Source organism: Paenibacillus azoreducens, from assembly GCF_021654775.1.
GTDB classification, from domain to species: Bacteria; Bacillota; Bacilli; order Paenibacillales; family Paenibacillaceae; genus Paenibacillus_AQ; species Paenibacillus_AQ azoreducens.
Map to the genome: position 1 here is coordinate 1,685,151 of NZ_AP025343.1, position 12,822 is coordinate 1,697,972.

A 12,822-nucleotide genomic window follows, 5' to 3' on the forward strand; every position below is an offset into this window, starting at 1 on the left:
TAGTGCGTGTTCAAAAAGGCCGGTTTTCAGCACCAAGAAGGTTGGATGAAGCTAGGGACTGAGGAGCGGAGCGTACGTAGTGGGTACATGAGCACCGGAAGGCCCGGCTGAATTCAAGATTCGATGTCGAACCTGCTTCCTGATTCACTTCGTGATCAAAAGCGAACTTTTTGAACAACCTCATATAGAGTTTGAAGCAGAGGGGATGGAAAGGTTTTTATGATTTCGCAGGAGTCCTCGGTTCCTCGCAGAACAAAGAAAGCTAAAACATTTATTTTGGGAATTGGGCTGACACTGATTTTGTCCCTGCTCGCCAAGGGATTGTCGCTGCTTCCGTTTCTTAGCATTATGGGGCAGTTGGTCCTGGCCATTATTCTGGGCATGATTTATAGGGCATCGTTCGGAGTGCCGGGTTCCATTATGCCTGGAGTGGCGTTTTCAAATAAAAAATTGCTCCGTTTCGGCATTATTTTGCTCGGGATGCGGCTGAATTTGGTGGATATCGCCCATGCCGGACCGAAGGTTGTTTTAATAGCAGCGGTTCATATTACGGTGACCATTTTTATTGTGTATGGCCTGGCCAGGCTGCTGAAAGTGGATCGGCCGCTCGCGCTTATGACGGCATGCGGAACCGCGATTTGCGGTGCGGCGGCGGTTGTTGCGATTGCGCCGCTTATTAAGGCCAAGGACCAGGAAACCGTGGTCAGCGCAGCCACGGTAGCTATTCTGGGGACGCTGTTTACGCTGATTTACGTGGGACTGTATCCGTTCCTTGGCCTGACGCCTGAGGGATACGGGGCGTTTGCGGGAAGCACGCTGCATGAGGTGGCGCATGCGATCGCGGCGGCTGCTCCCGGCGGCAAGGAAGCGGAGGATATGGCGGTGATCGTCAAGCTGACGCGGGTAGCGCTTCTGGTTCCCGTTTCGCTATGCGTGGGGTACTGGGCAAGCCGCAGCCAAGGGGAAAAAACGCAAAAAAGCAAAATCCAAATTCCATGGTTTGTGCTTGGCTTTTTGCTGATGAGCGGCCTGAATTCCCTTAATATTATTCCTCATGCCGTTACCGCACAAATTATCAATCTGGCATATATACTGATTGCTATGGCAATGGCGGGCCTTGGCCTCAATGTTGATTTTGCTTTCTTCCGCCGAAATGGCGTAAAGCCTTTTGCAGCCGGACTGATGGGTTCGGTCGTGCTGGCGGTTATTGGGTTCACGCTGGTGCATGTGCTTGGCTTTGCGTAAAATAAACAAGCCCAAAAAAAGACTCCGGTTTCTTGTTTCTTGCCGGCGTCTTTTTGCTTTTGCGTTTTATGCAGGGAAGCAGCTTTATTCCGTCTCGTCACCGTCAAAACCGTTGATCAGGTCGGTTCCATGCATATCTTCCACAACTGCGACAGGGTCAACAGGGCTGTCCTTCTGGATTTCATCCGCATCGGGTACATCTTCAAGCTCCCCTTCATCGGCATCATCCGCTGCTGACTGCAGCGGCTCTTCGGGAACATGGCGCACGCCAAGCTGCGGACTCATGTCGGAACGGATGTAAAAATCGATGTCGCTAGGATCCGGAACAGCGGAAATGCTTTGAACCGTCTGCGTATTCACATCCCGTAAATCATCTTTCGGAAGTCCGTCTTCAACAGGATGGTCTCCTGCGTTAGCATAGCGCTCATAGGTCCAATCCGCTTCTGTTTTATACTCCTCGGGCATAAGGATTCATCTCCTTAATGTTTTTTTGCTATTTACCCTAACCTTAAATGGGAAAGAATAAACATGGCAGCTTTTTGCATGAACACCAAACCTTGAACTCGGAGACAGGGGAGAGGGAATTACGTCTAATAACATCGAAAAATTGCGAAATATGTCGTAATGTTACATAATGAATCGGAGGATTTGCGAAATGCAGCATATTCCTGTATTTCCGAGTCTTTATTTAGATTAAGAAACGACTAACTGGGGTGTTTTATGAAGTGGGCGGCTAAAAAAGTCATCCTGATGTTGCTAATGATCGTATGTATGGCGTTATGTTTCCCTTTTACCGGGCGGGCTGCTCCGGACGAGCCAAGACGGCTTGATGCGGGATGGGAAATCAAATGGAGATACACAGATCCTTTGGATATGGAAAAAAATAATGAAGGATGGAAAAGGATTATTTCCCTGCAAAACTTGCCTTCAAGGGAAAATGGCGCCAAGGAGATCTGGTACAGGATCGTGGTGCCGAGGCTAGAGTCCGGAGCTTCCGCATTGCTCTTGAAAAAAGTTTACGGACAGCATATTTTGATTTATTTGGATGAAGACAAAATTTATGATCAAAACCGCAGCTATTTGTATAACAGAAGCCCAATCCTGCTTCCGCTTAGCTCTGGTGATACAGGAAAAACGCTGCGTATTGAAGTCAAATCTGAAAAAAAACGAATCGGTATCGAAGGCGGGGCGCTTGTTGGAAATTATCAGGCGTTTCTTAACCAATTCGTCAGATCGAATCTGGGCGACCTGATTTTGGGGAGCTTCATGGTTCTCCTTGGACTGATCATGCTGATTCCCGTTTTGTTTATCGAAAAAAGTCATCTGCTCAGCTGGCTGGCACTTACCTTCATCCTGATTTCGCTGGGAGCTATGATTTTGACGTATTCGCCGCTTTTATACGGTCTTTTCAGCAATTGCGGCTCATTTTTCCTGGTTGTCTATGATGTGGCCCTTTTCACGCTGCTCCCTGCCATGACTTTTTACTTTGAACAAACCGTCGGTTCTGGATACCGGCAGTTTATCAAGCATTTCCGCAGGTTTCAGGCCGGCTATTCCCTGTTTGGTCTTGGCTTTATGTTTCTGAATTTGTTATCCCACAACCAATTGTTTGATTTGTATTATTTCGTTTCCGTCAAAGTGCTGAGTTTTGTGGTCATCGCCCAAATTGTTTTGCTTGTCGCCGGCTCAGTTATGTACGCGGTACGGGGAAGTCGGAATGCCCTGATTTTCACATCGGGATTTGCCGTATTCGGATTGACGGTTTTGATCGAAACCATCAGCTTTCTGGTCAGCAACGAAAAATACGAGTTCCACTGGTGGAAATGGGGAGTTCTTGGATTTGCGCTTGCGCTCATTGCGGTTCTTTGTCAAAAAGTGGCGGAAAATCACCGGCAGATCGTCAAATATTCCAAGGAATTAGAGATGTTTAATCATGAACTGCAGCGGTCGGAAAAAATGGAAATCATCAGCGAGCTTGCAGCATCCGTTGCGCATGAGGTTCGTAATCCCCTGCAGGTGACAAGGGGCTTTTTACAGCTGCTGCAGGAAAAATCAGCGAATAAGGAAAAGGAATATCTTACGCTTGCTTTGAAGGAGTTGGACCGGGCTTCGGGCATTATCACCGATTTCCTTACCTTTGCCAAGCCGGAGCTTGATCATGTACAGCCATTAGACCTTGCGGAAGAATTCCGCCATATTGAAGGAATCCTGATTCCGCTTGCCAATCTGCAAGGAAGCAAAATAATATCAACGATTCCGAGAGGGTTGTATGTACAGGGGAATTCGTCCAAGTTCAAGCAGGCTTTCATCAATATTGTCAAAAACAGCATCGAGGCGCTTCAAGAAGAAGGACGGGTTCGCATTTGGGCTTATGCCGAAAATAATGAAGTCGTCATTCATATTCAAGACAACGGCGAGGGAATGGAACCGAATGTAATCGCCAGGCTTGGCGAACCCTATTTTTCAAACAAAACCAAAGGGACTGGGCTTGGACTCATGGTCACCTTCAGAATTATCGAAGCGATGAGAGGAAAAATCCAGTTCAAAAGTCAAAAGGGAGCAGGGACGGAAGCGATCATCCGGTTTCCGGAGACAAACGGCCACGAACCGTAATGAAAATGAATAATCCGAGCATGCAAAATGGCGCCGATGTCGAATAAGGCGCCATTTTTGCATGTTTTTAGAAGAGAGCTTGATTAGCACCACCTGTTTTATAATCTTCCCAAGCGACAATTAAGGCGAGTATGACAGCGATCAGATACAGCACTGCCGATAAAAGCGCTATTAGGTTTCTTTGCTGTCTTGTAATAGTGCCTCTCGTGCTACTAACATTGCTGGTGACACTCCGGGTTCTAACGGGTTTCGCCTGTTTCACATGCAGACACTCCTTTATATGCGGTTGCATTTGCATTAATAAGCTGGCTCAAGTGCGTAGTGAACTCATTTTAGATTATGTTCGCGCTCAGATACCCGTGAGGGATAAAAGGAAAATGGATGAAATATTGTCCCCGAAACCTGGAAAGTTCATGACTTCGTAGGACAGCTTCGATATGAAAAAAAGACCGCCATTTCCGCTGCAAGCGAAGCTGGTGGTCATCATGAATAACTGTCATGGTTACACAAAATGCAGGTTCGACAAATAAGGCAAAGGAATTGTTGCGAATTTTTCCGGGAGCAGCGGTTTATCCGGAGATTCCGGATCAAAGAGCAGGGAAAGCAATCCGGCATCATCCAGTTTGATTTCTTGGCCTTCAGTCGTAGTCATATAACATGCATGATCCGATTCCTCGTTTGACCGAAAGGTTTGGCCGGGAAGGAGCGGGGCGCATTGCGACAAAAGCGCCGGGACGCTCGCGAGCCATACGGTCCCGCTGTTTGTTCCGGCCGTAAGATCAGCCCCGGAAACTTTCAGTATGCCAAGCAATTCGGTTTCCTGCCACGGTACGGGAATAATCAATTGTTCCGCTGGAAATCTGCCCAGCATTTCGGCTAACAGCAGCGCGCAGCCTTGAACGTCGCCTGCCCATTCCACGGCGCGCGAAGGTTCGCTTGAAGCCGCCGTGCTGCGGTCTTCTCCGTGGACGGCTCCGACTGCAAAAGCCTGGATTTTCCCGTCTTTGATCCCTACAAGCGCTTGCAAATCAAGGCGATAAATATCGGGAATAGCCCCTGCGCCAAGCAGCGCAAGCAGCTGGGAGGGACCTTGCTCGTACCCGACATGAGCGGCGGAGAGCAGCGAGGATACGGCAAACGTATCCTCAGGAACCATGTTTCTTACGGTCCAACCGCCGCCGGCCTGTGAGCGGATGGCTGCAGCTGCGGCTTGGTTTATTGCAGCGGATTCGACCCTTCCAAAATGCCTGCATTCCGAGCGGGTATATAAGGAGCGGCTGCCGGAGATAAAAACAAGCGAAGCTCCGGAACGCTTGGCATGCTGCTTGCATTCTTCCAGCAGCCGGCTCGCGAGGTTCCGGCCGCGGTAATCCGGATGTGTGCACACGGAACCAAGGCTGAATGTATAAAGGCGCGCTTCTCCAATCCGGATGATCTCCGGCACCATGCCCATAAAGGAGACCATCTTGCCTTCCGCGGTGAATGCGGCATAGGAATGGCTGATTCCGGGACTAAACAGGCATGGGAATATTTTGCCCATAGTCTGCTGATCGGGCTGGCGGAATACATAATCGGACAAGTCGGCGGCCTCTTGAAGCTCATGCGGCAAAACTTTTCTGATGTCCATTCATTCGCCTCCATTAATCGGTTATTACACATTATTATTTCAGTATAAAGGGAAGCTGAACATAAAAGCTATCATAAAAAGCTATCATGCATTTTTTTGGAGATGGGCAGGAAATTATTTCGAATTTTATTGAAGAAGGGATTAAACTTAGAATACAATAGGGCTCAACGTATAGATGTATATACGCCGGATACTTCTGATAGAGTAATACTGAACTGATTAGAACAAATACACCAATATTGTCTGAACATTTTGTTAATAAACAATGAGATGAACTTTAAGTTGTTGTTGGAGGTTTGTTGATGGGAAATTTCTTGGCGAATAAAAAAGTTTTTTTCTACTCAACATTAATAGTCTTATTATTAGACTTCATTGTTTTCTTTTTACATGGTACTTACGATTTTCTTTTCTTAAAAGAAACAAATTATCTACCTCTTACTTTTTTAAATATTATTTTGACATTTTTTTTTATAAAAAATACTGATAAAGGTTCTTACATATTTATTATAATTTTGATTATGCTCTTATTGTTCTATTATCTAATTAAAGGTTTGTTTACTATGTGTTATCATCCCTTTTATTACAAAGAAATTACTTCACCTCAAAAGAGTAAGTCAGTTATCATCGAATATCGATTTGATCTTTTTAGTCAGAGAATAAGTAATTACAGAGTTTATCAAAAGAAATATGCCTTTTTAATAAAAGAACTTACAAAAAAAGAAATCATAATAACCAGAGAGTATTATTTAAATCTAACTCAAAAAGAATTATTCGATTTCGAAACTCCAACATGGATAAATGAAAAGACGGTTATTTTTAACACTCTCGAAGGTCAGCATAAATTTAAATTGAACTAATTCAAAATGGACTTAAATTAAATAGTGAAACTTGTTGGATGTTCAAATTCATGTTACATTATAAACGTGTCGCTTACTTTTAAATTTTGGAAGGAGGAATACCTGATGAAAAAGAGATCAATTAAATCTTTGGCTTGCGGAATCGGGTATTCTACGGCTGTTTTTTTCTAGAATCTATGATAAACGGGATCAGTCTGCCCACATGGAGGAAATAAAAAACAGTGAAAATAGACGGTTTGCTCCGGCTCCGCTATTTTCGATTTAAAAGGAGAGCATCATGATGAATATGAATAAAAAAATCGTTCAAAGACATAATCCTGAAATAATCGCAAAACCTGTCGGTAAATACAGCCATGTCACCAAAATAAGCAGAAATGCCGAGATGTATGTATTTTCGGGGCAAATCGGTACGGATCAAAACGGTCAGATTCCTGCCGATTTTAATCAGCAGGTCACAAATACAATGAAGAATATCGTCGATATTCTCGCTTCTCAACATTTGACTCCCGATCATGTGGTTAAAATCAATATTTGGGCTGTGGAAAAAATCGATTGGGATCATTTCTATGAAGTTTGGGACCAGGTATTCGGCCAGACTCCGCCTTCAATGACGATTGCTTACGTCAAAGAATTGGGTCTGCCTGAAATCCAGATCGAGCTCGATGTTTGGGCTGCAGGTTGATGCTGCAAAGGTGTTATGTTGAAGTGACGTAAGGTTAAAAAAGTGACGTTAAGTTGAATAAATAGATTGTTGCAAGAGTGCATCTATTTTTGGAATTTTAGCGGCAAAATAGATGAATTCCTGCAATTGTGCATCTTTTCCAGGGAGAATTTCGTTATTTGGCTAATATATCCCGAAAAGCTTGTACTTTTGCAGGTTTTTCAATGATAAGGCCAAAAATACGAAAAAAGATGCAGATTTGCGGGTTTTTCCATGTAGGAAGGCAACAATGCGAAGAAAGCCGCGGATTTGCAGTTTTTTTGCCAGCAGAACATAATAAACGAAGTAACCAGCTGACAGCTATTCATGAGAAAAAGCTACATGTTGTGCCAGAATGAAACCCGGCTCAAGTCGTATGATAAAATAGCCGACCACCTAACAAAAAAGCCGTCCCGGCAACCGGGGCGGCTTTTCGCTTGAGTTGGTGATGAATTTCCAGGATTGCTTAAGCTTTTCCGAGCGCAAAGCTGACAATCAAAATAATCAGCACGATGGAAGTAATGATAACATACAATTTATCGCCCTCGCGGACAAAGACCCAAATCGAAATGGCGACGCGCAGCACCGGAGTCAGGATCAGCAGAATTAGACCGGTCGTGATGACCGCATAGGGTTTCATATGAATCGTGCCGGTGAAAATCTCGGGCAGGCTGTGCGGATAATAGTCACCCGGATACCCGCTGCTTCCCTGGATAAAAAACAAAATGAGGCCCAGGATAATAACAGCGGCGCTGATGAGTACGCCAACACGAAGCCAGCGGCTGACGGCAAGTTCAACGTCTTGAATCTGGCTGTTGTCTTTTTGAATTGAACTGTTATCGCTCATTTGTCCAACCCCATTCCTTGATAAATCATCTGGAGTGCTATATACAGCAGCACAGGTATAAAGATCATGCGGATCGTTTTGCTTTTCATCCGCTGCATAATTTGCGCGCCAATGGTCGCGCCGGCCAGTACGCCAAGCGCAACGGGACCTGCAATATGCGGATCGATGCTGCCGCGAAGCAGGTATACGCCTGCACTTGCGGCTGCGGTGACGCCCATCATAAAGTTGCTGGTAGCCGTTGAAACCTTAAGCGGCAGCTTCATAAAGACATCCATCGCCATGACCTTGAAGCTGCCGCTGCCGATGCCAAGCAAACCGGAGACAATGCCTGCTCCGTACATGACACCGAAACCGCCGTATACATTGCCCACATTATAAGAGATTTGCTGCTCTACGGCTTTGTCGTAATAGCTTCCGCCGAGCTTAAGCTTGGCTGCGGCAGGATGCATTTCCACCGCCTCCTGATGGTCGCCTTTCTTTTTCTTGATCATATTGATCGCGGAATAAACAAGCAGAAGTCCGAAAATGATGTAAAGCAGATTAGGGGCGATAAGTCCGCCGATAAATGCCCCGGTTATAGCACCGATCGTGGTGGCTATTTCCAGAAACATACCCACACGCAGGTTGGTAATCCGGTCGCGAATATAAGCGATCGCAGAACCGCTTGAAGTGGCGATAACCGAAATGATGCTGGCGCCGATGGCATGCTCGATGCTGACGCCAAACAACAACGTTAATGCCGGGGTGACGATAATGCCGCCTCCCAGTCCCAAAATGGATCCGACGATCCCGGCCAGAATGGCGATCAGAAGGACTTGCAGCGAGAACATAATCAAGTGATGACACCTTCCTCTCCTTAACGTAAGTACGATTGATTTTCGCTCCAGGCTGACGGTAAACTATAAAGATAAGCCTGGCATCCGAGTAGAATACGGATTTATTATACACCGATTGTATAATAAATGGTATACAATCGGACGTTAATTATCATGTTTAACTTTACATTGTAAAAAATAGCTAGCTAACCCCGGTAAATCCACTCTTTGACCGGGGAAGGGAGGGAGAGGCATATGCGTTTTAATCAATTGGATGAAAAGGATGAGCTTATCCTAAAGCATTTGCTGGAAAACGGCAGATTGAGCCATGCAGAGCTTGGCAGATTCGTCAACTTGACGCGCGCCGCTGTCCGGGAACGGGTTAATCATCTGATCGAGCAAGGGATTATCGATAAATTTACCGTGAGCGTCAATCCGCTTAAAGCGGGTAAAAACATGTCGGTATATTTTAATATCGACGTGGATTGGAGCATGCTGGAAGCCGTAGCGGAGCAGCTCTTGGCCGATGAGGAAATCACCAGCGTATATCAGATGAGCGGGGGACCGCATCTGCATGTACACGCCTTGATGGACAACCAGGAGCATGTTGAGCGCTATCTGTCGCGACTCCGAGAAATGGAAGGCATTACGAACGTTCACAGCGAATTTCTGATCAAACGTTTTAAAGAACGGGAAGGCCTCCTGATTTGAGTTTCTTTCGTTCGCTTCGTATTAAAAGGATATCCAAGCCTACCGTGGATTAGCCGCCTATCGTCATCAACTTAGCTTCAATAGAAGATCACCAGAAAAAGCCCTCGCGGCTGTTCAGGCGCTTCAGACGCCGGACAGCCGCGAGGGCTTTTTTGCATATATTATATCATTCGCCGCCTTCGGACCATCGGTTTAATAGCCGATCCGAAGGCAATAAGAAGGTCGAAACGCCGAGCAGCGGGAGGAAGCTGCAGATGGCCATAACGGTATCGACGCCGGCCATATCGATCCATTTGCCGAGCACCAATGCGCCGAGACCGCCAAGTCCAAAGGCGAGGCCTGTAATTAGTCCCGAGACGGTGCCGATTTTGCCCGGAAAAAGCATCTGGGCATAAACGACGGTAACCGAAAAGCTGGAAAAGACGATCAGACCCAGCAGGGCAAGCAGGACCCCGACTCCCCACAAGCCGACATGGGGCAGCAGCAAGGCGAGCGGTGCGGCTAAGACCATAGAGGCAAAAATAATGTTCCGCTTGCCGAACCGGTCCGCGAGCGGACCGCCGAAAAAGGTGCCGACCGCTCCCGCGCCGAGGAACAGGAAGATAAAAATTTGTGCGTCGTCGACGCTGAGTCCGTAATGGTCGATTAAATAAAACGGAAAAAACGTGCTGATGGAGGAACTGTACCAAGACCGGACGAAAACAAGAATGATCAGCATCACGATTGCGAACCTGACCTTGGTGCGGACTTCGGGCTTCAGCTGGCGCGCGGATGCTTTTTTCTTCACCTGGGCGCCGCTTTGCAGCTTGCGGCCGTACCATCTGGCGACATATATCTGAACGGCGATGCCTGCTCCGGCAACGAGAGTGAACCAGATTGCCCCAAACAGCCCAAGCGGGATAAAAATCCACATCGTCAGCATTGGAGCGAGGGATTGCCCTGCATTCCCCCCAACTTGAAATATGGATTGCGCGAGTCCTCTGCGGGGACCGGCAGCCATATGGGATACTCTTGAGCCTTCCGGATGGAAAGCCGCGGAGCCGAGCCCGACAAACACGACGGCCAGCAGCACGGCAGGATATGTACCGGCGAAAGCAAGCAGAAGCATACCCGTAAAGGTAAATCCCATGCCGATGGGTAGAAGAGCCGGCGCAGGCTTGCGGTCCGCAAACCAGCCGACGACGGGCTGCATGATGGAAGAAGTGAAGTTGATGGCAAACGAGATCCAGCCGATCTGCGTATAGTTCAAATGCATCGAGGAACGCAAAATAGGGAAAATCGCCGGAATAACCGACTGAATCGAATCATTGAATAGATGGACAAGGCTAATGGCGATCAGAATGCGGAAGACGGTGGCGTTCGCATCGGAGCCTGCCAGAGGCTGCTGCGCTTTTGGCGCCGCCGTGTTGACGGTAGGTACTGACATATGAACCTCCTGCTCTAGGCGCGATCAAAAAATAGTGAATCAGATTTGCCCGGAAAATCCCAGTCAACACGCTGCTTTCGGCAAATTGAATAGTCTTATTTTCTCGATCGCGCCTCATCAAATGGATAAAGAGATTATATGACAGACCCGGGGGGAACGTATACCTTTTACTTAATAATGACTCCGCCGAAAGGTATCACTTCGCGCAGTATTCTTTTGACGATGCCGTCCTGCTCCATCTCTTGCTGCAGGCGTTTGCCTTTTTGTCCCGCATGAAAAAGCACCGTTCCGGTACCTGTCATTTTCCAATGGTAATTCATATGCTGACTGGACAAGGTGTTGCCGTAGACGGTTAAATCCAGTTTGGCATTTTCGGGATAAGCGACAAGGCTGCCGGCATCCACGAACAAAGGCTCGGTCGGGTGCAGATCCGTTTCGTACACCGCGCCTTCCGTCAGCAGCCCGATGGTCCCGGTTCCGGAAAATTTCATTTTTACCGCATCTTTGGTAATGAGCATATTTTTGATACGTAAAATCCGGCTGTGCATTTCGATTCCCGAACTGTAAAAAAAGATGTTGCGGAAATCATAAAGCAGATCGCTGTTCTCATGCAGGTCCACGATTTTGATGGCAAAACCGGGAGGCAGAGCGGCGGTGAATTGGCAAGGGCCGGTCATATCCGCCTGGATCAGCTTCTTTTTCCGGTAGATTCCTTTCACGTCCATCAAGCGATCGCTGCGGCCCTCGGAAGGACCGCGGTAAACGATAATTTGTTCCGGGTGGAGAATATGCAGTGTTTCGCCGCCGCCAAGCGAAAAGTCAACAGCTTGTCCGATCCCTCCGCCGGATTCTCGTATTCTGAAATTCAACTGACTTCCTCCTTCTATAAAAAGACGGCCTGTTACCGCATTCTGCGGTTGGAGCGCTGCATGGCGAAACGCAAAAGCCGGATTCCGATAAAATAACCTGCCACGAGCACGATGACGGCGATCAACATTCTTTTGAATTTACGCGCTTTGGCTTCCTTCAGTTCATTCGCTTCCTTTAATTGATCGACCGTTTCGGCAAGCTGACGGTTCTGCTCGATAAGCTGGGCATTTTGTTCTTCAAACGCCTTGGCGTTTTCCTTGGCGCGGTCCAATTCTTCAAGCGTTTGCTGATAGCTTTCTTTCAGATCATTAACCTTTCCGGGCAGTTCGGAAAATTTCTCCACGCCATTGTAAAAGTCTTCAAAATAGTTTGCGTTTGCGGAAGAGCCGGCAAAAAGAAGGCCGCAAAGGAGCAAAATGAATATGGCGATTTTTCGCAAGAAAGCGAATGTATATTGTTGGATTCGATTTTTCATAGGATCACCACCTGCTGCTGATTACGATAAGGTCCGGGCGTGCTCGCACTCCCCTTTGCCCAAAATGACAAGTTTGAAAGGAGCCTGGGATGGGTAATTGATTATTACCGCTTCTTTGCTTGCATCCCCGCATTTATTTTGCCCCGGGCCGGTCTATTAAAAAAATATATGAATACACATAGATTATCGAAAGACCACAAGATATACAACTGCATGCTATGCGAGAGTCAAAAGGAGAAGATCGATATGGAAAAAGAACAACAATACAAAAAAGTGCTGATTACAGTAAACGACAAGCCTATAGGAAAAGAAATTTGGATTGATAAAGTGACGTATAGAGCGGTATCTTCGCATGAAATGTCCGTCATCGGTCGTTCAAATACGGAAGCTTCAGCAGGCTGATTTTTCCACCATAATAACATAACCTGTGAGCTAAAGTCCGAAATCTGTAGGATTTCGGATTTTTTGCTGAATACAAAGAAATAGAATTCGAAGAGAATCGAAAAATGCCTGATCGAAACCAAAAATTCATTCCTTACGTATAATTACATATTTCGACATTAATTTTCATGTGGTTCCTATATACTATATGGGTATTGAGTAGGTATTTTTGCGCATCTAAGAAAGAAAAGGAGG

General features: G+C 46.6%; 14 protein-coding genes. 7 read left to right on the forward strand and 7 right to left on the reverse strand.

What is annotated here, in order from left to right; all coding sequences use genetic code 11:
* The first annotated feature begins 219 nt into the window (after positions 1–219).
* The gene (locus tag L6442_RS07130) at positions 220–1,245 is read left to right on the forward strand and encodes a YeiH family protein (protein WP_212977541.1); all 1,026 of its coding nucleotides are present in this window, start codon (positions 220–222) and stop codon (positions 1,243–1,245) included.
* Between the two features lie 84 nt (positions 1,246–1,329).
* Here L6442_RS07130 and L6442_RS07135 read toward each other — a convergent pair whose 3' ends face one another.
* Positions 1,330–1,710 carry a hypothetical protein gene (locus L6442_RS07135; RefSeq protein ID WP_212977699.1) on the reverse strand — a complete coding sequence of 127 codons (381 nt, stop codon included), beginning with the start codon at positions 1,708–1,710 and terminating at the stop codon, positions 1,330–1,332.
* A gap of 255 nt (positions 1,711–1,965) precedes the next feature.
* Here L6442_RS07135 and L6442_RS07140 point away from each other — a divergent pair, with 255 nt between their 5' ends.
* The gene (locus L6442_RS07140) at positions 1,966–3,858 is read left to right on the forward strand and encodes a sensor histidine kinase (RefSeq protein ID WP_212977542.1); all 1,893 of its coding nucleotides are present in this window, start codon (positions 1,966–1,968) and stop codon (positions 3,856–3,858) included.
* 502 nt (positions 3,859–4,360) lie between these two features.
* Here L6442_RS07140 and L6442_RS07145 read toward each other — a convergent pair.
* A complete protein-coding gene (locus L6442_RS07145) occupies positions 4,361–5,485 on the reverse strand; it encodes a GNAT family N-acetyltransferase (protein ID WP_212977543.1) in 1,125 nt (374 codons plus the stop codon).
* Positions 5,486–5,787: 302 nt separating this feature from the next.
* Between L6442_RS07145 and L6442_RS07150 the strand changes: the two genes are divergently transcribed.
* The 3 genes from L6442_RS07150 to L6442_RS07160 all read left to right on the forward strand — a co-directional run bounded on the left by L6442_RS07150 (position 5,788) and on the right by L6442_RS07160 (position 7,401).
* Positions 5,788–6,342 (forward strand): hypothetical protein, encoded by a 555-nt coding sequence (locus tag L6442_RS07150; protein WP_212977544.1) that lies wholly within the window; start codon positions 5,788–5,790, stop codon positions 6,340–6,342.
* 286 nt (positions 6,343–6,628) lie between these two features.
* The gene (locus L6442_RS07155) at positions 6,629–7,024 is read left to right on the forward strand and encodes a RidA family protein (protein WP_212977686.1); all 396 of its coding nucleotides are present in this window, start codon (positions 6,629–6,631) and stop codon (positions 7,022–7,024) included.
* A gap of 158 nt (positions 7,025–7,182) precedes the next feature.
* Positions 7,183–7,401 (forward strand): hypothetical protein, encoded by a 219-nt coding sequence (locus tag L6442_RS07160; RefSeq protein ID WP_212977545.1) that lies wholly within the window; start codon positions 7,183–7,185, stop codon positions 7,399–7,401.
* Positions 7,402–7,508: 107 nt separating this feature from the next.
* Here the strand turns inward: L6442_RS07160 and L6442_RS07165 are convergent, their stop codons facing one another.
* Positions 7,509–7,889: a DUF1634 domain-containing protein gene (locus L6442_RS07165; protein ID WP_194232624.1), complete on the reverse strand. Its 381-nt coding sequence runs from the start codon at positions 7,887–7,889 to the stop codon at positions 7,509–7,511.
* Positions 7,886–8,719 (reverse strand): sulfite exporter TauE/SafE family protein, encoded by an 834-nt coding sequence (locus L6442_RS07170; protein WP_212977687.1) that lies wholly within the window; start codon positions 8,717–8,719, stop codon positions 7,886–7,888. Before L6442_RS07170 ends, L6442_RS07165 begins: the two co-directional genes overlap by 4 nt.
* Before the next feature lie 240 nt (positions 8,720–8,959).
* On the opposite strand from L6442_RS07170, the gene L6442_RS07175 reads away from it, so the two are divergent.
* Positions 8,960–9,415: an Lrp/AsnC family transcriptional regulator gene (locus L6442_RS07175; protein ID WP_212977546.1), complete on the forward strand. Its 456-nt coding sequence runs from the start codon at positions 8,960–8,962 to the stop codon at positions 9,413–9,415.
* Positions 9,416–9,581: 166 nt separating this feature from the next.
* Here L6442_RS07175 and L6442_RS07180 read toward each other — a convergent pair whose 3' ends face one another.
* The 3 genes from L6442_RS07180 to L6442_RS07190 all read right to left on the reverse strand — a co-directional run bounded on the left by L6442_RS07180 (position 9,582) and on the right by L6442_RS07190 (position 12,186).
* Positions 9,582–10,841: an MFS transporter gene (locus tag L6442_RS07180; RefSeq protein ID WP_212977547.1), complete on the reverse strand. Its 1,260-nt coding sequence runs from the start codon at positions 10,839–10,841 to the stop codon at positions 9,582–9,584.
* A gap of 167 nt (positions 10,842–11,008) precedes the next feature.
* Positions 11,009–11,710: an AIM24 family protein gene (locus tag L6442_RS07185; protein WP_194232621.1), complete on the reverse strand. Its 702-nt coding sequence runs from the start codon at positions 11,708–11,710 to the stop codon at positions 11,009–11,011.
* Positions 11,711–11,742: 32 nt separating this feature from the next.
* Positions 11,743–12,186, reverse strand: coding sequence for a hypothetical protein (locus L6442_RS07190; RefSeq protein ID WP_212977548.1), 444 nt, complete (start codon positions 12,184–12,186; stop codon positions 11,743–11,745).
* 246 nt (positions 12,187–12,432) lie between these two features.
* On the opposite strand from L6442_RS07190, the gene L6442_RS07195 reads away from it, so the two are divergent.
* Positions 12,433–12,588, forward strand: coding sequence for a hypothetical protein (locus tag L6442_RS07195; RefSeq protein WP_212977549.1), 156 nt, complete (start codon positions 12,433–12,435; stop codon positions 12,586–12,588).
* Positions 12,589–12,822: the final 234 nt, after the last annotated feature.